The organism is Sphaerisporangium rubeum (genome assembly GCF_014207705.1).
Classification (GTDB): domain Bacteria; phylum Actinomycetota; class Actinomycetes; order Streptosporangiales; family Streptosporangiaceae; genus Sphaerisporangium; species Sphaerisporangium rubeum.
In genome coordinates this window covers 1,664,612-1,687,291 of sequence record NZ_JACHIU010000001.1, presented here as the reverse complement: position 1 = coordinate 1,687,291, position 22,680 = coordinate 1,664,612, and the positions used below count along the sequence as shown (strand labels likewise).

At 72.3% G+C, this 22,680-nt stretch carries 19 protein-coding genes; 7 read left to right on the top strand and 12 right to left on the bottom strand.

Features of this window, described 5'->3' with window-relative positions; all coding sequences use genetic code 11:
- Positions 1–80: 80 nt before the first annotated feature.
- Positions 81–2,201, bottom strand: coding sequence for a hypothetical protein (locus BJ992_RS07285; RefSeq protein WP_343072530.1), 2,121 nt, complete (start codon positions 2,199–2,201; stop codon positions 81–83).
- Between the two features lie 135 nt (positions 2,202–2,336).
- On the opposite strand from BJ992_RS07285, the gene BJ992_RS07280 reads away from it, so the two are divergent.
- The 4 genes from BJ992_RS07280 (at position 2,337) to BJ992_RS07265 (ending at position 9,029) form a co-directional block, all read left to right on the top strand.
- Positions 2,337–3,797 carry a hypothetical protein gene (locus BJ992_RS07280; protein ID WP_184979155.1) on the top strand — a complete coding sequence of 487 codons (1,461 nt, stop codon included), beginning with the start codon at positions 2,337–2,339 and terminating at the stop codon, positions 3,795–3,797.
- A 146-nt stretch (positions 3,798–3,943) separates the two neighbouring features.
- Positions 3,944–5,800 (top strand): LCP family protein, encoded by a 1,857-nt coding sequence (locus BJ992_RS07275; RefSeq protein ID WP_184979154.1) that lies wholly within the window; start codon positions 3,944–3,946, stop codon positions 5,798–5,800.
- Positions 5,801–6,045: 245 nt separating this feature from the next.
- Positions 6,046–7,833, top strand: a complete 1,788-nt coding sequence (locus BJ992_RS34180) for an acyltransferase family protein (RefSeq protein WP_184979153.1) — start codon at positions 6,046–6,048, stop codon at positions 7,831–7,833.
- An 80-nt stretch (positions 7,834–7,913) separates the two neighbouring features.
- Positions 7,914–9,029, top strand: a complete 1,116-nt coding sequence (locus BJ992_RS07265) for a glycosyltransferase (protein ID WP_184979152.1) — start codon at positions 7,914–7,916, stop codon at positions 9,027–9,029.
- A gap of 24 nt (positions 9,030–9,053) precedes the next feature.
- Here the strand turns inward: BJ992_RS07265 and BJ992_RS07260 are convergent, their stop codons facing one another.
- From BJ992_RS07260 to BJ992_RS07250, 3 genes are read right to left on the bottom strand one after another with little or no spacing between them, the layout of a single operon-like run.
- The gene (locus BJ992_RS07260; protein WP_184979151.1) at positions 9,054–9,362 is read right to left on the bottom strand and encodes a Rieske 2Fe-2S domain-containing protein; all 309 of its coding nucleotides are present in this window, start codon (positions 9,360–9,362) and stop codon (positions 9,054–9,056) included.
- The gene (gene nirB, locus BJ992_RS07255) at positions 9,359–11,800 is read right to left on the bottom strand and encodes a nitrite reductase large subunit NirB (RefSeq protein ID WP_221474718.1); all 2,442 of its coding nucleotides are present in this window, start codon (positions 11,798–11,800) and stop codon (positions 9,359–9,361) included. The genes BJ992_RS07260 and nirB overlap by 4 nt, the downstream gene beginning before the upstream one ends.
- A gap of 13 nt (positions 11,801–11,813) precedes the next feature.
- Positions 11,814–12,161 carry a molybdopterin oxidoreductase gene (locus BJ992_RS07250; protein WP_184979149.1) on the bottom strand — a complete coding sequence of 116 codons (348 nt, stop codon included), beginning with the start codon at positions 12,159–12,161 and terminating at the stop codon, positions 11,814–11,816.
- Between the two features lie 195 nt (positions 12,162–12,356).
- Here BJ992_RS07250 and BJ992_RS07245 point away from each other — a divergent pair, with 195 nt between their 5' ends.
- The gene (locus tag BJ992_RS07245) at positions 12,357–13,148 is read left to right on the top strand and encodes an acetoacetate decarboxylase family protein (protein WP_184979148.1); all 792 of its coding nucleotides are present in this window, start codon (positions 12,357–12,359) and stop codon (positions 13,146–13,148) included.
- Between the two features lies 1 nt (position 13,149).
- Here the strand turns inward: BJ992_RS07245 and map are convergent, their stop codons facing one another.
- A complete protein-coding gene (gene map / locus BJ992_RS07240) occupies positions 13,150–13,917 on the bottom strand; it encodes a type I methionyl aminopeptidase (RefSeq protein ID WP_184979147.1) in 768 nt (255 codons plus the stop codon).
- Between the two features lie 56 nt (positions 13,918–13,973).
- Here map and BJ992_RS07235 point away from each other — a divergent pair, with 56 nt between their 5' ends.
- The gene (locus BJ992_RS07235; protein WP_184979146.1) at positions 13,974–14,249 is read left to right on the top strand and encodes a helix-turn-helix domain-containing protein; all 276 of its coding nucleotides are present in this window, start codon (positions 13,974–13,976) and stop codon (positions 14,247–14,249) included.
- Positions 14,250–14,265: 16 nt separating this feature from the next.
- On the opposite strand, the gene BJ992_RS07230 is transcribed toward BJ992_RS07235, so the two are convergent.
- The 6 genes from BJ992_RS07230 to BJ992_RS34170 form a co-directional block, all read right to left on the bottom strand.
- The gene (locus tag BJ992_RS07230; RefSeq protein ID WP_246496550.1) at positions 14,266–15,132 is read right to left on the bottom strand and encodes a glycosyltransferase family 2 protein; all 867 of its coding nucleotides are present in this window, start codon (positions 15,130–15,132) and stop codon (positions 14,266–14,268) included.
- Positions 15,133–15,334: 202 nt separating this feature from the next.
- Positions 15,335–16,102, bottom strand: coding sequence for a CDP-alcohol phosphatidyltransferase family protein (locus BJ992_RS07225; RefSeq protein ID WP_184979145.1), 768 nt, complete (start codon positions 16,100–16,102; stop codon positions 15,335–15,337).
- Positions 16,080–17,120, bottom strand: a complete 1,041-nt coding sequence (locus tag BJ992_RS07220; RefSeq protein WP_184987698.1) for an iron-containing alcohol dehydrogenase family protein — start codon at positions 17,118–17,120, stop codon at positions 16,080–16,082. The genes BJ992_RS07225 and BJ992_RS07220 overlap by 23 nt, the downstream gene beginning before the upstream one ends.
- Before the next feature lie 79 nt (positions 17,121–17,199).
- A complete protein-coding gene (locus tag BJ992_RS07215; RefSeq protein WP_184979144.1) occupies positions 17,200–17,934 on the bottom strand; it encodes a phosphocholine cytidylyltransferase family protein in 735 nt (244 codons plus the stop codon).
- Between the two features lie 124 nt (positions 17,935–18,058).
- Positions 18,059–18,667 (bottom strand): DUF5941 domain-containing protein, encoded by a 609-nt coding sequence (locus BJ992_RS34175; protein ID WP_343072529.1) that lies wholly within the window; start codon positions 18,665–18,667, stop codon positions 18,059–18,061.
- 18 nt (positions 18,668–18,685) lie between these two features.
- Positions 18,686–20,170 (bottom strand): CDP-alcohol phosphatidyltransferase family protein, encoded by a 1,485-nt coding sequence (locus BJ992_RS34170; protein ID WP_343072528.1) that lies wholly within the window; start codon positions 20,168–20,170, stop codon positions 18,686–18,688.
- 121 nt (positions 20,171–20,291) lie between these two features.
- Here BJ992_RS34170 and BJ992_RS07200 point away from each other — a divergent pair, with 121 nt between their 5' ends.
- Positions 20,292–21,578 carry an IspD/TarI family cytidylyltransferase gene (locus tag BJ992_RS07200; protein WP_221474717.1) on the top strand — a complete coding sequence of 429 codons (1,287 nt, stop codon included), beginning with the start codon at positions 20,292–20,294 and terminating at the stop codon, positions 21,576–21,578.
- Here BJ992_RS07200 and BJ992_RS07195 read toward each other — a convergent pair.
- Positions 21,570–22,586, bottom strand: coding sequence for a glycosyltransferase family 2 protein (locus BJ992_RS07195; protein ID WP_184987694.1), 1,017 nt, complete (start codon positions 22,584–22,586; stop codon positions 21,570–21,572). The two genes, BJ992_RS07200 and BJ992_RS07195, sit on opposite strands and share 9 nt — an antisense overlap.
- Between the last annotated feature and the right edge of the window lie 94 nt (positions 22,587–22,680).

The following is a 22,680-nucleotide window of genomic DNA, read 5'->3' as shown; positions in this document are numbered from 1 at the left end:
CCCTGGACGGCGATCGAGTCCACGTCGGTGTTATCGGCCCACTTCCCCGGCGGCGGCGCGCCACTCCCCGGGCCGTTCCTTCAGTCTGGTGGCGGGACGACGCTCCAGACGTCGACGGCGAGGCTCCAGGTGCCGTCGGGGGCCTCCACCAGTGAGCGTTCGTCCTGGCGGGTGCGCAGGCGCAGGGCCAGAGTGGCGGGCCCGTACGGGATGAGCTGCCTGCTTTCGGCGGCGAGCACCACGGGGACACGATCGGCGGCGCGTACTTGAGCGGCGAGGCGGCGGACGACGGCCGGTGGCGCGAGGTCGCCGGTGACGGCCGCCACCTTGGCCGTGGGGACGCCGCACATGCCGCGTACGACCTGGGTGAACCGGTCGGCGGTGGCCCGCTCGACGATCAGTACGCTCGCGTCGGCCGGGATCTGGCGGCACAGGCCGTCGATGGCGGCGAGCTCGCCGCGCTCGGCGGGGGTGAACGCGGTGCCGATGGACGTCACGGCGGCCGGCACGACCAGCAAGAGGGACGCCGCGACGGCCACCACACGCGGCCGTACCGGCGTGCGGCCGGACCGCGCGGCCCGGTCGCGCAGCCACCGCGCACCCCACACGGCGAGCAGGATCAGGCCGGGGATCACGACCGGCACCAGGCGGCGGGAGGCCCAGGGGTGGTCGGGGGTGATGGCGGGCCGCCACAGCGTGGTCACCGTGCTCCAGGCGATGATCGCCAGCGGCAGGGCCCAGGCGAGGTCACGGCCGCGCAGGACCCGCCGGACGAGCACGGCCGCGCCGAGGGTGGCGAGGACGACGGCGGGGACGCCGAGGTACCAGATCACCCACCACAGGGTCTGCTCAGTGTAGAGGCGCGACGGGTCGACCGGCAGTCCGTTGGCCTTCTGGATGCCGGCGATGAACAGCGCGTTCATCCGGTCGTCGGGGTTGGTCGGCACCCGGCGCACCGTCGCCACCAGCGGCCAGGCGGCGAACGCGGCGACCACCAGCGCGACCCCGGCCGCGGCGGCCGTCCCCGGCCAGCGCGGCGGACGCGTGAGCCGCGCCAGGGCCGCCGGCCCGAACGCGCCGCACAGCACGGCGAGCGCCAGCGTGATCGCCGCGATCCCGAGCAGCGGCCGTACCGAGCCCGACAGGTATCCCAGGTACGGTCGCGCCAGCGTGTACCCGGCCCATAGCCCGAGTCCGGCGCCGGCGAGCACCCCCGCCGCCAGCGGCGGCCCCATCGCCGCGTACGCGGCGCGCCGGCCCGCCGACCCGCGCAACGCGGCGACCAGCCCGGCGGCCCCGAGCACCGGCAGCAGGTCGCGCAGCGCGTCGATCCGCACCACCACGGCCAGCCCGAACACCACTCCGGCGAGCGCGGCGGCCCACGGTCTGCGCCTGGCGTCCAGGGTGAGCGCGAGGCCGCCGAACAGCAGGATCAGCGACGGCATCTCGCTGAAAGTCGTCCGTGAGGTGTACAGGACCGGCAGGGCCACCGCGAACGCGAGCGCCGCGAGCACGGCCCACCACCCCCCGACGAGCCGCGCCGCCACCCCGCCGACCACGAGCACCGCGAGCCCGCCGAGGACCGCCGGCACCCACAGCATCCCCTGAGTGCCACCGGCCCAGTACCCCACCGCGTCGAGCACCGGCGCACCCGGCATGAACTGCGGCACGACGGCCCCGCCGTGGTCGTAGAACCCCACGCTGCCGAACACCAGGAACGGGTCGGGCCGGCCGCCGAACGCCGCGAGGTCGTAGGGGATCGGCAGCCCGCCGTGCCGTGCCAGCCACACCGCGTACTGCGCGTACGTCCCGGGGTCCCTGCGCACGATGAGCTGCTCACTGCGCAGCAGCCCGTTGAACACCGCCGACACCGAAGCGACGCCGCCGACGGCGATGGCCTGCAGCGCCGTCACCGCGAGCGCGGGGCCGCGCCACGCCACCCGGCCCCCCATGGCGCCGAGCGCGAGCGCGAGGCCGCCGGCGAGGAGCAGCGCGGCCACCGGCCGGTACGCTCCGGCCGCCACCAGCGGCACCCCGCCGATCAGCCAGCCCGCCACGGCGAGCGCCGGCACCACGGACGCGACGGCGAGCACCCGGCCCGCCGTCTCCTGCTCCGACCGTCCCACCTCGCCCCCGATCCCGGCCCGGCCCGCGGGGCCGGTGTCCCCCGCTCTCCCCAGTAACGCACGAACCACGGCCACGACCAGGTAGCGTACGGCCCCAGACCACCCACCCGGCCATACCCTTGCCCCGCCTTGTCCGTTCCTGCCTCGCGAGGCCTCGCCGAGCGGTGCGACCGGCGGCCCGGGTACGGACCGGGGAGACGAAGGAGCGGGATGCTGAGGCGGATCCCAGCGGCGGGCCGTGTCACGCGCGTGCGGCGGCATCTGGCGTTCCTGGTGGTGCTGTCGCTCGGCGTGGCGCTGCGCGCGGGGGCCATGCTCGGGTACCGGCCGGCGTTGTGGTTCCCCGACACCTACACCTATGTGGTGACGGCGCTGCGGCCGCGGCCCGATCTGGTGCGGCCGGCGGGGTACCCGATGTTCCTGCGGCTGCTCGAACCGTTCCACGACTTCGCGGTGGTCGTGCTGGTCCAGCATGTGCTGGGGCTCGCGACCGGGGTCATGATCTACGCGGCGGTACGGCGGTGGCGCGCGGCCACGTGGGCCGGGGTGGCCGCGTCGGCGCCGGTGCTGCTCGACGCCTACCAGGTGCAGCTCGAACATCTGCTGGTCTCCGACACTCTGTTCATGTTCCTGCTGGTGACCGCGGTGTACGTCGCGACAGGGACGCGGACGTGGCGGGGTGCGGCGGCGGCCGGGCTGCTGCTCGCGGCGGCGGCGGTCACCCGCACCGTGGGGCTGCCGCTGATCGTGCTCGTGGCGCTCTGGCTCGCGTTCCGTCGCCTGCCGCGGCGCGGCGCGAGAGGCACGCTCTGGCCCGCCGCCGCGTGCCTGGCCGCCGCGCTGGTGCCGGTCGGCGCGTACGCGGCGTGGTTCTCCGCCACGCACCACAGGTTCGGCATCGTCGGCGCCAACGGGGTGTTCCTGTACGGCCGCGCCATGTCGTTCGCCGACTGCGCCGTCATGCGGCCGCCACCTGATCTCGCCGTGCTCTGTGACGACACCCCGCCGGAGGCGCGGCCCCCGTCGCAGGCGTACGTCTGGGACCCCGGGGCCCCCCTGCCGTCCCTTCCCGGCATCACGTTCGCCGAGAGCTCCGACCGCCTGGCCGGCCGGTTCGCGATGCTGGCGCTGCGCTCGCAGCCCCTGGACTACGCCGCCTCGGTCCTCGGCGAGCTGGCCCGCGGCTTCGTCTGGGGCCGGCCCGTGTACCCCGACCGGGTGACCTACGACTACTACGAGTTCCCGGCTCAGCCTCCCTCCCACCCGGCGCGGACCCCCGCGATCCTCGGCCTCACCCTGGCCACGCGCGACTACCAGCGAGGTTCGGTCGACACGCGTGTCGTGGAGCCGTACGCGGGCTGGACGCGGGCCTATCAGGACGTCGCGCGGCTCCCCGGCACCGTCCTTCTGGTGGTGCTGCTCGCCGCGCCGGCCGCCGCCGTCGTCCGGCGCCGCCGCGGGGGGCCGGTGGCGGCGCCGTGGACCTTGCCGTGGATCACGGCGGTGGTGCTCCTGGTGCTCCCGGCCGCCACCGCCGAGTTCGACTACCGCTATGTGCTCCCGGCCGTTCCTCTGGCGTTCCTGGCCGCCGCACTGGCCCTGACCGGCCCGTCCGCGGGACGTGCGACCGAAAAGCCCTCTCTACCTGCGGATTCCATGCACAATGGGTAAAGCGTCCGACTAGACTGTCTCAGCAAATATCTTCACGCCGGTAAGCTTGCGCCGCCGTTCCTACCGCCTGGAGTACGCATGATCCCGAGTCCATCAATCCGATCATGCTGCCCACAACCGGGCTGGTGACCTGACCTCATGACGATATGAGCGAGCACCGACACTCCGCCTCGGTGTCGGACCGGGGAGAGCCGCGTCCGGGCCGCCGAGCGAGCCGCGCACGCCAGCAGGAGGCGCCGCCGCACGCGTACCAGCCCGAGGGGCCGCCGCACGCGTACCAGCCGGAGGGGCCGCCTCGCGCACGCCGGCCGGAGGCGCCGCCGCGCACCCATCAGCCCGAGGCGCCACCGCGTGGGCCGGCCGGCGGCGAGCGTTCCCGCCGCCACCGCGCCGCCGCGGCGCCTCCCCCCGGGACCGGCCACCTGGAGGACGGCCCACCGTCCCGCCGCCGCAGGGCCGCCGAGCCCCCCGTGCCGCCGGACGACCCGGGGTCGCGGCGGGGCCGCGACTCAGGCGGCGGAAAGCGCGGCCGGGTGCTGGCCTGGATCAGCATCGCGCTGACAGTCGTCCTCGTCGGTGTCTCCCTCGGCGGCTACACCCTGTACCGCAGCCTCCTCGGCAACCTGCGCACCCAGGACGTCAGCGGCGGCCTCAACGCCAACCGGCCGGTCAACACCACAGGCGCGCTCAACGTGCTGCTCGTCGGCTCCGACACCAGGGCCGGCGACAACAAGCGGTACGGCCAGCACATGGAGAACGAGGGGGAGCGCACCGACACGATCATCCTCCTGCACGTCTCCCCCAACCGCGACAAGGCCACCCTGATCAGCTTCCCCCGCGATTCGATGGTGCAGATCCCCGCCTGCAAGAACGCGCGCACCAAGGTCGCGATCCCGCCGCGGCTCGACATGATCAACTCGGCGTTCAACGAAGGCGGCATGGCCTGCACGATCAACACGATCGAGGCCAACACCAACATCCGCATCGACCACTTCATCAAGGTCGACTTCACCGGCTTCAAGAACATCGTGGACGCGCTCGGCGGCATCCAGATCTGCGTGCCGCAGGCCGTGAGCGACAAGAAGGCCAAGCTGGAGCTGCGGGCCGGCAAGCAGATCGTCCGCGGCGAGACGGCCCTGGCGTACGTCCGCGCCAGGTACCAGCTCGGCGACGGCAGCGACATCAGCCGCATCAAGCGCCAGCAGATCTTCCTGTCCCAGGTGGCCAAGAAGGCCACGAGCGGCGACACCCTGACCAACCCCGGCAAGCTCATCGCCTTGATCACCGCCGCCGCGCAGTCGGTGGTGATGGACCCGCAGCTCGACGTGGACACGCTGGTGCAGATCGCGCAGAGCGCGCGCAGCCTCACCGCGACCGGCGTGAAGTTCGTGACCGTGCCGTGGGAGCCGTACCCGACCGACAAGAACCGCGTGCAGTGGAAGCAGCCGGACGCCGGCCGGCTGTTCGAGTCGCTGCGCAACGACATCGAGGTGACGCCGACCGCCAAGCCGAGCGCCAGCGCCTCGGGCCCGGCCAAACCGTCCATCAAGCCGGCCCAGGTGAAGGTGCAGGTCCTCAACGGCACCAGCACCCCCGGCAGGGCCAAGGACGTCGCCGAGGCGCTCGCGGCGCAGGGCTTCGACGTCGTGCAGGTCGGTGACGCGCGCAACGCCGACGGCACCGACCGGCCGCAGACCCAGGTGCTCTACTCCAAGAAGGCCGCGGACGGCGCCGACTACGCCGCGCCGCTCGCCGCCAAGCTGGTCGGCAAGGTCGCCCCCGGCGACGGCAAGATCAAGCCCGGCAGCGTCACGCCGTTCGTCCCGAGTGCCTCCGCCACCCCGGCGGCCCCGGATGCGCAGGCGAACGCGGACGGCGCGGCGGCCGAGGGCCCGGTGATCCAGCTCGTCATCGGCGCCGACTTCAAGGGGGTCAAGGTGCCGGTCACCATCCCCGACAGCGCACGCGTCGTCGACTCCAAGACCGATGTGTGCAGCACCTGACCGATAGGCCCGGACGGCCCGATTCCCCTCGGGGAACCGGGCCGTTTTTGCCGTCTCCGGACTCTGGAATCACGGCACCGTCGCGACAAGCTCAGATCGGCACGTTAGGGTTGGCTGATCTGGTGAGCGCGCCCGCCGTCGTCCTCGATCGCCTCACCCTTCACGGGTGGCCGCCAGAAATCCGCCGCTTCAGCAGGTAAGTGCAGGTCATTTCCGTCTTCGACAGATAGCCGAGCGTTTCCCCCGTGAGTGAAACCAGATCGTCTTTCCACGTTCCGGCCCCCCGCGCGGACGGCGCCTCCACCGGCGACCCCGCCACCGACGGCCCCGGTGACCCGGGGCGGCCCGTCGCGGAGACCGGTGATACGGACACGACCGCGAGCCCCTCGGGAACGCACACGGGGCCGCAGGCGGCGCCAGGTCACGGTGAACGGCGGCCGTCCCCCGCGGGCCCCAATCCCTACCGCTCGGGTGCCGAAGCCGCGCGCGCGGCGCGCTGGCCGGTCCCCGACGGCGCCGAGCCGCCGACCGGCGCCTGGGACCGGCAACGGCCGCGCGGCGGGGAGCCGTCCGGGCCGCTGTGGCCGGTGGCCGAGCAGCCCGCCACGGCGCCGCGCCGGGGGCTTCCCCTGGACGACGACCCGGAGACGTTCACCTTCGAGCGTCCCGCCTGGCCGGAACCCCCCGCCGACGGCACCGGGCCGCGCCAGGCACTCGCCCCGGAACCCGACACCTCGGTCATCCCTGCCGCCACCACCGGCGCACCGAGCACGCCGAGCGCACCGGGCCTGCCGGGGACGCCGGCGCACGGCGACCCGTGGCCCGGGGACCACGGCCCCACTCCGTCGGACGGTTTCTCCTACTGGGAGCGCCGTCCGCTGCCGACCGGCGCCGCCGCGGCCCCTGTGGCGCCACCGGTGCCGGGCTGGGAGGCCGCCGGACAGCGTGTCGTCGGCCGGTCCACCGTAGGCGAGCGGCCCTGGGAGCAGGCCGAGGAGGAGCCGCCTGCGCCGCCGGCGCCGCGTCAGCGCGAGCCGTACCTCGACAACGTCAAGTTCGTCCTGATCGCGCTGGTAGTGACGGGCCACTCCCTGGTGCCGACGCTGTCGGCGCACTCGGCCCGCTCGGCCTACCTGTTCATCTACGTGTTCCACATGCCGCTCTTCGTGATCATCAGCGGTTACCTGAGCAGGAACTTCTGGAACTCCAACGCCAAGACCAACAAGCTCGTGGACACGTTCCTCGTGCCGTACGTCATCGTGGAGATCGGGTACGCGCTGCTGCGGTTCGCGTTCGGCCACAAGTGGAGCCTGACCATCATCGACCCGGCCTGGCTCAACTGGTACCTGCTGGCGCTGCTGCTGTGGCGCCTGTCCACCCCGGTGTGGAAGCGCATGCGTCACCCTCTGCCGATCGCGGTGGCCGTCTACCTGCTGGCGGGGCTGTCGGACCTGCCGGGTGACTTCAGCATGGACCGGTTCTTCGGCCTGATGCCGTTCTTCGTCCTCGGCCTGTGGCTCCAGCCGCACCACTTCGAGATGCTGAACCGCCGGTGGATCAAGATCCTTTCGGTGTTCACGCTCGCCGGCGGCGCCGCCGTGGCCATCCTGATCGCGCCGCACGTCAAGCTCGGGCCGGTGTACTACAAGGACAGCTACGCCGACCTCAGCCTGCCGTGGTGGACCGGCATGGGGATGCGGGCCGGTCTGCTGGTCGCCGCGCTGGCCCTGTCGGCGGCCATCCTCGCGCTGGTGCCGCGCCGCACCACGTGGTTCTCCGACCTCGGCACCCGCACGCTGTACTGCTACCTGCTGCACGGCGTGCCGGTGTACATCGCCAAGGAGATGGGCTGGCTGGAGTACCCGTGGCTGCACGGCCCGCTCGGCGTCATGGCGATCCTCAGCAGCTGCTTCGCGCTCGCCATCGTGTTGTGCCTGCCGGAGACCCGCACGGTGTTCAAGTGGCTGCTCGAGCCGAGGCTGACCTGGCTCTACCGCAGACCGTCCGCCGGCGCCAGGTCGGCGAACTCCTAGGGACGGATGTTCAACCGCATTTCCACCGCGATTCACGGTACGCATCCAGGCAGTAAGTGAACGGCGCTCAGCATCGACGCATGAAGGTATGTGTCGGCACGATCGTCCACCACCCGGAGGACGCGCGGATCATGCACCGTCAGATCCGCGCGCTGATGGAGGCCGGTCACCAGGTCACCTACGTGGCTCCGTTCACCCACTGCAACGTGACACCGATCCCGGAGATCCGGCCCATCGACGTGCCACGCGCCGTGGGGCTGCGCCGCAGGCACGCGCTGTCCACCGCGCGCGCCGCGCTGCGCAGGGGGTCGAGGGACGCCGACCTGCTCCTCGTCCACGACATGGAGTTGCTGTTCGCGCTGCCGCGCCGCCGTCCGACGACCGTGTGGGACGTGCACGAGGACACCATCGGCGCGCTGGACACCAAGGAGTACCTTCCGCCGTCCCTGCGGCGGCTGCTGCCGGGCCTGATCCAGCGCGTCGAGAGCCGGGCCGAGCGCCGGCTGCGGCTGATCCTGGCCGAGGCGGCGTACCGTGACCGGTTCACCGGCAACCACCCGGTGGTGCCGAACACGACGTACGTGCCGGACACCCCGCCGCCTCCGCCTGGCGGCAACCGCGTGGTGTACGTGGGCCAGCTCTCGCAGGCGCGCGGCACGCTGGAGATGATCGAGCTGGCCCGCCGGCTGCGTCCGCACGGCATACGCCTCGACCTGATCGGCGGCGCCGACCCGCAGGTCCGGCCCATGTTGCGCGACGCGCAGCGTGAGGGCCTGCTCGACTGGTTCGGGTACGTGCCGAACAACCACGCGTTGCGCATGGCGGAAGGCGCGCTCGCCGGCCTGTCGCTGCTGCACGACGTGCCGAACTACCGGCAGTCCCTCCCCACCAAGATCATCGAGTACATGGCCCGCGGCGTCCCCGTGATCACTACTCCGCTCCCCATGGCGGCCTCCATCGTCGGCCGTGCCGCCTGCGGCGTCGTGGTGCCGTACGGCGACGTGGACGCCGCGATCCAGGCGATCCTGCGGCTGCGTGACGACCCCGAGCGCCGCGCCGTGATGGGTTCACGCGGCTACACCGAGGCCCGCGGCCACTACCACTGGCCCGACCAGGCCCGTGACTTCGTCGCCACCCTGGAGGAATGGGCCGCGCACGTCCCCGCTCCCGCGCTACGGCGCGTGGTACCGGCCTGACTCCGCGCGTGGTTCGCGTCCGCCTCACGGGACGCTGACCACCACCTCCCCGTCGGCGGTCACCTCGGCGGCGTACACCCGCAGGTCCTTCTGGCCGCTGAGCGAACAGCCCGTGGTGAGGTCGTAGGTGTGCTGGTGCAGGGGACAGATCACGACCTGGCCGTCGATCTGGCCGTCGGCCAGCGGGCCGCCGGCGTGGGGACAGACGGCGGACACCGCGCGCAGATCGCCGCCGCGCAGGTGGAAGACGGCGACCGGCTCGCCGGCCACGGTGTAGGCCCGGCCCTCGCCGACGGGGATGTCCGCCACAGGTCCGAGACGGTGGCCGGTCACCGGACCTCGATCAGGGGGAGCGCGGGACGGAACTGGCCGGGGGTGGCGGGGTCGCGGCCCTCCAGCCAGGGGTCGCGGTAGGCGGCCACGGCCGCCTGGACGTCGCGGTCGAGGCGCTCGGCGATGCCTTCGGCGTCGTCCACCACGACGGCGCGTACGTGGTCGGCGCCGACGCGCGGCACGAAGGCGTACGTGCGTTCCAGCCAGTTGGCGTTCTCGCGGTAGTACTGCAAGAACCGGCCGGTCAGGGTGACGACCTCCTCGGGGGTGGCGACGGTCGCCAGCAGGTCACCCTTGCGCACGTGCGCTCCCGCGGCGCCGCCGACGTAGATCTCCCACCGGCCGCCTTCCACCGCGACCACACCGACGTCCTTGACATACGCCTCGGCGCAGTTGCGTGGACAGCCGGTGACGGCGAGCTTCATCTTCCCCGGTCCCTCCAGGCCCTGGTACGTGCTCTCCAGCGCGATGCCGAGCGCCGTGGAGTCGCCGAGGCCGTAGCGGCAGAAGTCCGTGCCGACGCAGGTCTTCACCGTGCGGAAGCTCTTGCCGTACGCGTAGCCCGACGGCATGCCGAGGTCGGCCCACACGGCAGGCAGGTCCTCCTTGCGCACGCCGAGCAGGTCGATGCGCTGGCCGCCGGTGACCTTGACCAGCGGCACCCGGTACTTGTCGGCGACGTCGGCGATGCGGCGCAGCTGGTCGGGGGTGGTGCAGCCGCCTTTCATCTGCGGGACGACGGAGAACGTGCCGTCCCGCTGGATGTTGGCGTGCACGCGGTCGTTGATGAACCGCGCGTCGCGCTCGTCGACGTACTCCTCGGCCCACATGACCCGCAGCAGTGACGCGAGCCCCATCTTGCTCCTGGCGTCCTCCGCGCCGCCGGGGGCCAGGGTCGCGAAGACCGCGGACACCGACTTCAGGCCACGGGCCCGGATCTCGGCCATGAGCTCGGGTTTGGCGAGCGGCACCCCTGGCACGTACCAGTTCGCCGACGGGTCGACCTCGGCCGCGCCACCGGCGGCCCAGTCGACGATCTGCTCCACCAGGGACCGGCACGAGCCGCAACCCTTGCCGGCGCGGGTCTTGGCGGCGACCCCTGTGACCGACCTGACACCGCCGCGCACGGTCTCCACCAAGGTCCGCTTGCTGACGCCGTTGCAGTTGCACACCTGCGCGTCGTCGGACAGCTCGGCCACCGACGTCTCCGCCGAGGGGCCGCCGAGGTCGAACAGCAGCCGCACCCGCTCCTCCGGCAGCGGCAGCCCCTGGTCGAACGTCTGGCTGAGGAAGGCGACCTTGTCCACGTCCCCCACCAGGGTCGCGCCGATCAGCCGGCCGTCGCGCACCACGACGCTCTTGTACGTGCCGCGGCTCGGCTCGGCGAACACCACGAACTCGTCGTCCTCGCGCTCGGGCCCGGCGACCCCCATGGCGGCGACGTTCACCCCCGCCACCTTGAGCTTGGTGGCGACCCGCGACCCGTGGTACGCGGCGGCCGGGTCGGCCCCGGTGATGTGGTCCGCCAGCACGCGTGCCTGCTCCCACAGCGGCGCCACCACGCCGTACACCTTGCCGCGGTGCTGCGCGCACTCGCCGACGGCGTAGATGTCGGGCTCGTCCACGGCCCGCATCTGGTCGTCCACGACGACACCCCGCTCGACGACGAGGCCGCTGGCCCGCGCCAGCTCGGCGTTCGGCCTGATGCCGGCCGCGACCACCACCATGTCGCAGTCGATGGACCGGCCGTCGGCGAGGCCGATGCCGGTGACCTTCTCGGTGCCTTCCACCGCGCTGGTCCTGGCGTTCAGCTCGACCCGGATGCCGAGCCGTTCCACGGCGCGTTTGAGCACGGCACCGGCCTGCGCGTCGAGCTGCTGGTTCATCAGGTGACCGCCGGCGTGCACGAGCGTGATGTCCAGGCCGTGGTTCTGCAGGCCGCGTGCCGCCTCCAGGCCGAGCAACCCGCCGCCGATCACCACGGCACGGCGGTGACCCTTGGCGTACCTGAGCATGTTGCGGGTGTCGTCGATGGTGCGGAAGGTGAAGACCCCCTGGTGGAAGCCACGCTCCGCGACCCGCATGCCGGGGATGTCCGGCACGTACGGCACGCTGCCGGTGGCGATGATCAGCTTGTCGTACCGCGTGACGCCGCGGTCGTCGGAGTACACCTTGCGCGCGAACGGGTTGACGCGCCGCACCCGCACACCGGCCCGCAGGGTGATGCCGTTCTCCTCGTACCACGCGAGGCCGTTGAGGAAGATCGCGTCCTCCGGCTCGTTCCCCGCGAGCACCTCCGACAGCATGATCCGGTTGTAGTTCCCGTACGGCTCGTCCCCGAAGATCGTGATGTCGAACCGCTCACCGCCGCCTCGCGCGAGGATCTCCTCGACCGCTCGCACCCCCGCCATCCCGTTCCCGATCACCACAAGCCGCACGGCCCGTCCCCCCTCAGACCTCGACCAGCCCGAGATCCACCACAAGCGTCCCCGGCACCCCGTCCGGCGCCGCCACGTACAGCTCGACCACCGTCCCCGGCTCCAGGTCCTCGACCACCCGCAGCGACACATGCGTCCCCGCCTTGGCCCCCACCGGGAAGTACCGCATCGGCACGCCGTCCCGCATGAGAATCACACACACCAGTTCGTCACTGCTGTTCCCGCCCCGCAGATACACCGGCTGCGCCACCACCCCGTCCGGCACGACATACCGCAACTCCCCCGCCAGCAGAAACGGCGCCTCCAGGCCCTTACCGACAAACGAGAAAACCCCCTGCAGGAACCGACCCGACGAATCCACGCCACTCCCTTCCCACACCGGCCGTCGAAAGCCCACCCGCCTCTCCCGGTCAGCGTCATCCCACCCCATTTCCCCGGCATGCAAACCCCATGACCACCCGGTTAACCACTCCTCACCTCCGACACCCTTCGCCTGACCGTCCCCGGTCGTATCCCCCTGCTGGCGTCACGGGTCCCGGGTTGGTCTACTGGAGACATGGCCAGCCACCCCGTCCAAGGTCGCCGGGTCGACACCCCCGTACAGGTCAGGGACGCCACCGCGTGCGGTGCGGGCTACCTGGTGCGTGCCGACGCGGTGCGGGCCGTGCTCGCCTACTGCGACTTCGACGTCCTCGAGGTCATTCCCGGCAAGGCGCTGTGCACCTTGGTGTTCGCACGCTTCGCCGACAGTGAGCTCGGGGCCTACCACCAGTTCGGGGTGGCGTTCCTCGTCCGGTCCCCCGGGAGTCCTCGCGTCCGGTCGCGGAGTCCGCTGTCCGGCGTCAAGGAGCTGTGCACACCCGGCACGGGGGCCTTCGTGCACTGGCTTCCCGTGGACCAGCCGTTCGCGCTGGAGGCGGGCCGCGCGATCTGGGGCTTTCCGCATGAGCTCGCGCAGCTCGACCTCCGCCTGGCGTCGCCGTACAAACGCTGCGTACTGCGCAAGGACGGCCGACTGGTGCTGGACCTGCTGCTGCGTCCCGGTATCCCCCTCCCCCGCGTGCCGTCCCCCGGCACGACCACCCTCTCCCGCGTCACCCACCTCGGCCTGCCGATCCTCGGCACCCCCACCATGGACGCCTTCACCCACCTGGACGGCGTCACCCGGCGCTCCCGCTGGACCATCCACCCCCACTCCGTCCGCACCCGCCCCGGCGGCGCCTTGATCCGCCTCGGCAACCACCCGATCGCCAAGGAACTCAGCGAGCTCGGCCTCCCCAAACGCGCGCTCAGCACGACCAGCGTGGCCCGCATGACCATGACGTTCGAGGAACCGGTGAGGATCTGACCTACGGCAGGGTGAGGACGCGCGGGCCGTCCTCGGTGACGGCGATGGTGTGCTCGATGTGCGCGGCGCGGCTGCCGTCCGTCGTGCGCAGCGTCCAGCCGTCCGGGCTCACCCGGTAGTCGTCCCTGCCGCCGGCCATGAACATGGGCTCGATGGCGAGGGTCAGGCCGTGCCGCAGCGGGTACCCACGGCCGGGACGGCCTCGGTTGGCGACATGGGGGTCCTCGTGCATGTGGCGGCCGATGCCGTGGCCGCCGAAGTTCACCGGCATCCCGCAGCCGGCCGACCGCGCGACCGTGTCGATGGCGTGCGAGATGTCCCCGATCCTGTTGCCGGTCGTCGCCGCCGCGATCCCCGCGTCCAGCGCCTCCCGCGTCGCCTTGATCAGCGCCACGTCCTCCGGGTACGGCGTGCCGACGGTGAAGCTGATCGCCGCGTCCCCCGTCCACCCGTCCAGCTCGGCCCCGCAGTCGATGCTCACCAGATCACCGTCCCGCAGCCGGTAGTCCGTCGGGATCCCGTGCACCACGGCGTCGTTGACCGACGCACAGATCACCGCGGGAAACGGCGTAGGCGCGAAGTCCGGCCGGTACCCGAGGAACGGCGACCGCGCACCGGCCTCGTCCAGCACCGTCCGCGCCACCTCGTCCAGTTCCTTTAACGGCACCCCCACCCCCGCGGCCCCCTGCACGGCCGCCAGCGCGTTGGCCACGACCCGTCCCGCCTCGCGCATCGCCGAAAGCGCCGCATCACTCTTGATCTCCACCACGACCCGGTACTCCCACCTGCACGACCAATACTTATACCGGTATTACTATAACCCTCATGGTGCGCACACCCCTGACCCCGGCCGAACGCCTCCGCGGCGAACACTTCGGCACCCTCCTCCGCCAGGCCCGAGCCGGCCGCACCCTCCTGGAGGTGGCCACCACCGCCGGCATAAGCCCAGAAACCCTGAGAAAGATAGAAACCGGCCGAGCCCCCACCCCCTCCTTCTTCACCATCGCCGCCCTGGCCTCGACCCTCGACCTCAGCCTGGACACCCTGGCCGCCGCCTGCACGACCGACACCCCGCACCGAGACCAGGCACTATCCGCCTGACACCGTGACGGCCGGCTCAGACGATGGGGGGACGGCCCAGGCGGAGCATGCGCCAGGCGGTGCGCCAGGCCATGGGGCGGCGTTCGCCTGCGGGCTGGGTGAGGCCTTCCTTGAAGCCCTGGAACCAGCTCTTGATGGCGAGGTGGGAGCGTTCGCGGATCACGGTGAGGAGGATCCAGTCGAGGAGGTACAGGGTGGCGAGGGGCCAGGGGAGGTTGCGGCGGGCCAGCCAGACGCGGTTGCGTGCGTTGAGGCGGTAGAAGTCGGCGTGCCGCGTGGGGGGGACCTGGGGGTGGTACATGACGGCGTCGGCGTCGTATTCGATGCGGTAGCCCTCGCCCAGGAGGCGCCAGGCCAGGTCGGTCTCCTCGTGCGCGTAGAAGAAGCGGCCGGGGAGGCCGCCTACCTGGAGGAAGGCCGATCTTCTGATGGCGCAGGCGCCGCCTAGGAAGGTCGTGACGGGGCTGCTGCGCTGGGGGTCGCCGGCGCGGAGTCTCGGGACGTGGCGGCGCTGGCCGACGCCGCCTTCGGGGTCCATGACGCGGAAGCTGATGACGGCGAGGTCGGGTTCGGCGGAGAAGCGTTCGCGGACGTGCGCGGCGACCTTGTCGGTGGCGTACCAGCCGTCGTCGTCGAGGAAGAGGACGACGTCGCCGGTGCATTCGCGTACGCCGTGGTTGCGGCCCTCGGGGATGCCGACGTTGGCGGGGATGCGGACGGTGCGGACGTTGGGGGACGCGGTGGCGAGCTGGGGGACGTCGGCGCCGTTGCCGACGATCACGACCTCGACGTCGCCGTCGGTCTGGGTGACGGCGGATACGACAGCCCGGTCCAGTTCGGCGACCCGGTTACCCATGGTGAGGATGACACAGGAAATCTTCAACGCGTCATCGCCTCGACGCTGGGAAGGCGCAGGTAACCATGATCACCGAGTCTGGTTGGGCGGCGGGTCCGAACTCTGTACGCATACTGTGAAATAAGGGTATCGGAACGGTCAGCGAACCCCCACCGAACAGACGGTGTTGATCGCGCGTCGGCTCTTGACAGAGATACGACGCCGGAGGCCCGCCGACGGTTCCGGGAGATCACGAAAGCCGCCTCGACGCCAGGATGCTCACCAGGTGGAGGACCGTCTGCACCCCCGCGAACACGACGCAGGCGACGGTGAGCACCTGGGTGGCGGTCAGCCCTCCCGCCACGGCGTCCCACACGGCCGCCAGCAGCGCGATGATCGAGAGCTCGACCGCCTGGAACACCCGGTGGAAGCGCAGGGCCGCCACGGCCTTCCTGGCCATGCCGAGCCTGCGGGAGGTGAACTGCTCGGCCGCCGCCTCGGAGGTGGCGGTCATGCCGGACCGCGCGCGGGCCACGTCCACCAGGTCGGTCTCCGACTTGATCAGGATCGCGCCGAGCGCCGCGGCGAACCCGAGCACGGTGTACCAGTCGGGGACGGTGGCCGACGCGCGGAACCCGAGCCCGATGAGCAGCGCCGCCTCGGCGAAGTAGTGGCCCACCCGGTCGAGGTAGACCCCGGTGATCGACGTGCGGCCCGTCCAGCGCGCCAGCTCGCCGTCGGAGCAGTCGAGCAGCAGGTACGCCTGGATCAGCAGCGCCGCGCCGAGCGCGGCCCACAGCCCCGGCAGCGCGAGCACGACGCCGGCGAGCACCCCCGCCAGGATCATCAGCCCGGTCACCTGGTTCGGCGTGATCCGCGTGCGGGCCAGGGCCCAGGTCACGTAGATCGACAGCTTGCGCATGTACAGCGCACCCGCCCAGTGCTCACCGGAGTTGCGCTCCATCGTGGTGTGCGGCTGAGCGACCGCGCGCATCTCAATGAGCGACGGCCCGGACATATTCCTCCACCCGGTCGCGCGCCTCGGCCTCCGACAGCCGCAGGTGCTCCAGAATCGTGTACCGCCCCGGACGGGTGGACGGCGCCAGCATCACGGCCTCGGTGAACTGCGTGGTCGTCAGCCCGATGTCCAAGGGGCTCACCGGCAGCTCGTGCGCGCGCAGGCAGCCGGTCACCAGCGACAGCATGCGCTGGTCCTCGCGCAGGAAGTAACAGAAGGCGGCCCCGACGCCGGCGAGCTCGCCGTGGTTCGAGGTGCCGGGGAACAGCTGGTCCACGGCATGAAGGATCTCATGATCGCCGCCGCTGCTGGGCCGTGACGAGCCGGCGACCACCATGGACATGCCGGAAAGGATCAGTGACTCGGCGAGCACGGTGAGGAACGCGTCCGACTCGATGGAGTCGGTGCGGCCGAGCACCGCCTCGGCGCTGGTGCGCGCCATGGACACCGCGAGCCCGTCGATGGGCTCGCCGCGCTCGACGTTGCCGAGCTGCCAGTCCTCGATGGCCGACAGGTTGCTGACGACGTCACCGGCGCCGGAGCGGACCAGGGACGGCGGCGCGCCGTGCACGAAGTCGAGGTCGACGAGGATGGCCAGCGGCATCGGCACGCCGAACGACCCCTTGCCTCCCTCGTGCTCCAGCGAGGACACCGGCGAGCAGATGCCGTCGTGGGAGAGATTGGTCGCCACGGCCACCATGGGGATGCCGGCCAGCGACGCGGCGTACTTGGTGACGTCGATGGTCTTGCCGCCGCCGATGCCGACGACCGCTTCGTACGCGCCTTTGCGCAGGTCGGCCCCGAGGGTGACGGCCGAGTCGACCGAGCCGTCCGGCACGCGGAACACCTCGGCGTCGACCAGCGTCGGCGCGATGAGCCCGGAGATGTGATCACCCTGACCGGAACCCACCGCGACGGCGACCCGGCCGGATGTGGCCACACGGCTGTCGGCCAGCAGCGCGCCGAGCTGCGCCACCGCGCCGCGCCGCACCTCGACGGTGAGGGGTGCGGTGAGCATACGCGCTAGCAGCGGCATGAGGTCTCCCTGGTCGTCGGCACGCCGCCGGCCGGCCTCGCGCCGGGGTGGCGCGAGGCGGCTAGTACGTGCACGCGATCTCCCGGGCCCTCGCCAGGTCGTCGTGGTTGTCGACCTCGACCCAGTCGACCTTGCCGATCGGCGCGACCGCGATGCGCTCGCCGCGCGCGACCATCTCGCCGTAGCCGTCCTCGTAGTAGAGCTGGGGGTCGCGCTCGAACGTGGCGCGCAGCGCGTCGGCGAGCCGCTCGGCGGCGCCGGGACGGATCAGCGTGGCGCCGATGTACTCACCGTGGGCCGTGGCGGGGTCCATGAGCTTGGTGATGCTCCGCAGGTACCCCCCGTCGTCCAGGGTGACCTTCATCTCCTCGTCGGCGAGGACCTTGACGTCGTCGACGGCGAGCAGGATGTCGCTGGTCACCGGCGCGTCGAGCAGCGTGCGCTCCACCGAGACCGGGTGCACCGTGTCCCCGTTGACCAGCAGCGCGCCGTGCGCGAAGTGGTCGCGCGCGCACCACAGCGAGTAGGCGTTGTTCCACTCCTCGGCCTTGTCGTTGTGGACGAGAGTGAGACGCACACCGTGGCGCGACTCCAGGTCGGCCTTGCGCTCGTGGACCGCCTCCGCGGCGTACCCCACGATCACCACGACGTCGCGGAGGTCCACGGCCGCGAGGTTACGCAGCGCGATGTCGAGGATCGTGGTCTCCCCGTCCACCGGCACCAGCGCCTTGGGCAGCGTGTCGGTGTACGGCCGCAGGCGACGTCCGGCCCCGGCGGCCAGCACCATTCCCAGCAACGTGCGCTCCTGTCGTCAAGCATGAGTTCGTAGGGTGAAAGGTTAGTTGGCCGCAGGTGCTGATCGTGTAATCCCCGGTTCACTTATGCCGTTATGAGATCGGTCGCGGCGAAGTGACGGAGGGTCAGTCCCCGGAACCGAGGTCCGCCGCCTCGACGCCGGAGCGCGGAGCGGCGAGCCAGCATGTCACGCTCTCCCAGCAGAACAACGCCGCGAGGTAGAGCGTGGCCAGCACGAACACCGGGGTCACGACGTCGAGCAGCACACCCATCGCCACCAGCAGCATGCGGCCCTCCCAGCCGAGCCCCGCGAGAGCGAGCCACGGCGGCGGGTAGACCCGCTGGCGGCAGCGGTAGACGACATCGTAGTGGTGGAACAGGACGGCCCCGAGCAGGCCCACGATCAGTGGCTTGGGGACATCCCACGCGAAGCCGACGCAGGCCACGAAGCCGTACTCGGTGCAGCGCAGGATCGGCGGCACCAGCCAGTCGAGCCGGCTGTCGTGGGGGTGGGAGCTGCCGAGACCGGCGAGCAGCAGCGCCACGGCCGGCGCGAACACGGCCGGGCCCTCGGCTCCGGCGACGCCGAGGAACAGCATCACACCGGTCACGAAGGCCCCGGCGACCGCCGGCGGCAGCGGTGGCAACTGGCCGGCGAGCAGCAGGCCCATGGCGCGGGACAGCACGCCGTCGTCCCGATAGGTGACCACCAGGTTGCGCGGCACCGGGGTCATGCGGACGTACACCATGGCTTACAGCGACCTCGCGATCCTGCCGGTGAGGGTGTACAGGGTGGCGACGCCGCCCCACGCGAGCAACGCGAGGAACGTCACCCGTGCGTTGGCCAGGGCCGCGGTGAGCGCGATCAGCAGCACGCGCTCACCGACCGGCAGCACGATGATCTTGCGGAGCCAGTAGCCCCTGGCGTGCCGGTCCAGCAGCACGGCGAGGCGTCCCCGGGACTCAGGCGCGGCGGGGACCGACAGCGCGCTGCCTGGACGCTCCAGCGCGGGGCCCGCGTGACCGGTCCCGGCGTAGGAGAAGTCGATCATGTGCCGGACCGACTGCAGCAGCATGGCCGCCACCGCCATGGCCCAGATGCCGTCCGGGCCCGCCGGTCCCGCCGCCACACCCCCCGCGTACCCGACAGCCAGGCCGACGTACACGGCGTACTCCTTCACCCGGCCGAACGACGCGTCCAGCCAGGCACCCACCGGGGAGAACGCGCGGGTGTAGCGGGCCAGGCGGCCGTCCACGCCGTCGAGCACGAACGACAGGTACAGCAGCGCCGCGCCGGCGACCAGCGCGCGGCGGCTGCCTGCGGAGAACGCGACCGCCGCGAGGCCCGCGAGGCCCACCGACAGGCCGGTGACGGTGTTCGGCGTCATGCCGAGCCGCGCGGCGAGCCGCACCAGAGGGCCGGTCCAGGTGCTCACGAGGTAGGTCGCGGTGAAACCGTCACCTGAGCGGACGGTGGCGGCGAGCCGCGCGCGGTCCTCGTCCACCTCGGCGAGAGCCGCGACCGCGGCCTCCGCCTCACGCTCCCCGGTCACGCGGGCCGCGCGCAGCAGGCCGAGCGGCGCGGCGCGCACCGGCACCCCGAGCCGTACCAGGCCCGCGAGCAGCAGGTCGACGGCCTCGCCGTCGGTGGCCCCGCCGAGCGCGCCGGCCTGCGCGAGGCCGGCGAGCTCGTCGGCCGCCTCGGCGAACGTCGCGAGGTCGGCGACGCCGACCTGCAGCACGCCGCGGAACGCGCCGTTGGCGGCCGTCACCACGTGGAACGAGTTGCCGGCGGCGACCACCCTGCCGTGGTCCACCCGCACCGGCGGGCCGCCTCCCGGCGGGGAGACCAGCGCGGCGGTGCCGCGCGACGGGTCGGCGAGCAGCAGCGCCAGGGCCTCGGTGTGGGCCACCAGGTCGCCGGGGAGCACCGCCACCGGACCGGTGCAGGCACGGGCCGCCGCCGCGACGGCACGCAGGTCGCCGGGAAGGCCGTCGCTGATCGTGGCCCGGCCCGGCGGCGGGCTCGGCCCGGCTACCCTGGTCACGACATGGTGCTCACGGACGGCGAGGTCGGCGAGCTGCGCGGCGAGCCGTGCGGCGGCGCCGGGGGACGGGCCGAGCACCACAGCGACCACGGTGGACGCGGGGCCGCCGTGGCCCGGCCGGCGGGCCGGCCGCGGCGTCACGCCGGGTGAGGAGCGCGGGGCAGGTGAGGGTGGTGGCAGGTCGGGCAACCGGGGCCTCCTTACGCCGCCTCGAACCGTCCACCTCGCAACGTAACCGAGCCGTCACTGACCTCGCAATCCCGTCGTCACGTCACATGGCGTGACCACCACAGCAGGGAGGATGGCTTTCATGCGCACCGTGGCGGTGGTCCTCGCCGGAGGAGTGGGGCAGCGGGCCGGGCTCGGCATGCCGAAACAGCTGGCGCGGATCGCGGGACGCACCATCATCGAGCACACGGTGGCCGCGTTCGAGGCGGCCCCCGAGGTGGACGAGATCGTGGTTTTGATGGCCGCGGGACACACCGATGAGGCGGCGCGGCTGGTCGCGGGTTTCCCCAAGGTGTCCCAGGTCATCGAGGGTGGCGCGAGCCGTACGGAGACGACGTGGCGCGCGCTGTCGGCGCTCGGCACGCAGGAGTGCCGTGTGCTGCTGCACGACGCGGTGCGGCCGTTCGTGGAGCCGCGGGTCATCGCCGACTGCGTGGCGGCCCTGGAGACGTCGGCCGCGGTGATGGTGGCGGTGCCGACATCGGACACGATCGTGGTGACCGGCGGCGACCTCGTGCGCGACATCCCCGACCGCGCGCCGCTGCGGCGCGTGCAGACCCCGCAGTGTTTCCTGCTGTCGGTGGTCCGCGAGGCGTACACCCGCGCGCTCGCCGACCCGGCGTTCGCGTCCCGGCCCGCCACCGACGACTGCGGCGTCGTGCTGCGTTACCTGCCTGACGTGCCGATACGTGTCGTGGCCGGCAGCGAGCACAACATGAAAGTCACCCATCCGGTCGACTTCCACATCGCCGAGAAGCTGTTCCAGGTGACGGCGTCGGTCCCCTCGGCCTCCCCCGAGACACTCAGGCAGGTGCTCTCCGGCCGGCGTCTGGTCGTCTTCGGCGACCCACGGCTCGGCGGTCTCGCCGCCGAGCACGGCGCGCTCGCGTCCTGCCTCACGGTGCCGGTGTCCGACGCGGCGGCCGTACGGGAAGCGCTCGCCGAGGCGGCCGAGGCCGGGCCGATCGACGCCGTGGTGCTCGGCGCCGGCACGGAGACGTACGCGGAACCCGAAGCAGGGCCATCGGACGGAGGCCACGTCGGTGCGAGCACTGAGGCGGACCCGGGCCAGGCCGAAGCCGGCTCAGCGCCGGACGTCGTGATCGCCGGTCACCTCGGCGCGCTGCACGTGGCGGAGGCCGCTCTCCCCTACCTGCGCGACACCCACGGTCAGCTGCTCCTGCACGCTCCGGCGCCGACCGGCGCGGCCGGCGTCTCGGCGGCCGCCGCTGTGGCGGCCCTCACGCGGTTCCTCGCCGAGGAGTGGTCCGGCCACGGCGTGCGCGTCAACTGCGTCACGGGGACGGCCAGGACGTCCCTGGACGTCCTGGCCTGCGGCGGCACCGGCCTGGTGATCGGTTCAGGCTGACGGTTTGCCGAGCCTCGGCGGGCTGGTGAGGAACCCCCATCCCCAGGACATGTGCATCGTGGCGTACACCAGGGGAAGCCGCGCCAGCGCCGCGGGTGGCAGGCCGCGACCGGTGAGGACCGAGCCCGCGACGACGGCGACGGCGTAGGCACCCGGCACGGCGAGGCCGAGCGGGAAGAACGGCGACACGACGAGGCCGAGGATGATGGCCGCCACCGCCACCGGCGGCGCGAGGTAACGCAGGTTGATGGTGCCTTCGTGGGTGCGGGCCACGACCCGCCGCCACCGGCCGTAGTGGAAGTACTGCTTGGCGAGCGCGCGGACGGTCGGCCGGGGCCGGTAGGACACCCGCATGCGGGGCTGGAACCACACCAGGCCGCCGGTCTGGCGGATGCGGTGGTTCATCTCCCAGTCCTGCGCGCGCTGGAAGTGCTCGTCGTACCCGCCGACCCGTTCCAAAGCCTCGCGGCGGAACACACCGAGGTACACGGTGTCGGCCGGCCCGGGCTGGCCGCCGGTGTGGAAACGCGCGTTGCCGACACCGATGCGGGACGTCATGGCGCACGCCACGGCCTGCTCGAACGGTGTGACCCCCTCGGCGGCCATGATGCCGCCGACGTTGTCGGCGCCGGTCTCCTCCAGGGTCTCCACCGCCACCCGCAGGTAGTCCGGCGGCAGCATGGCGTGGCCGTCCACGCGTGCGATGACGCCGTTGCGTGACGCGCCGATGGCGGCGTTGAGCGCGTTCGGTGTGCGGCCGGTGGGGTTGGCGACGACGACGACGCGGGGGTCCTCGGCGGCGAGAGCGTCGGCGACGTCCTGCGTGCGGTCCTGTGACGGGCCGACGGCGAGGACGACCTCGATCGGCCCGTCGTACCGCTGCGCGAGCACCTGGTGGACGGCCTCACGCAGATGGCGCTCCTCGTTGAGCACCGGCATGACGACGGATACGGGCGGCCAGACTCGGGTGGCCGGTCCCGGGCGGGGCGAGTCGGGGAACTCCTTCATGGCGGCGCTCACGCTACTGTACGAGCGGGTGGGGACGGCAACCCACGGCGGTGAGTACGTCCGCATCGGTGTGCGTCGGTGGCCTTTGAGGGGG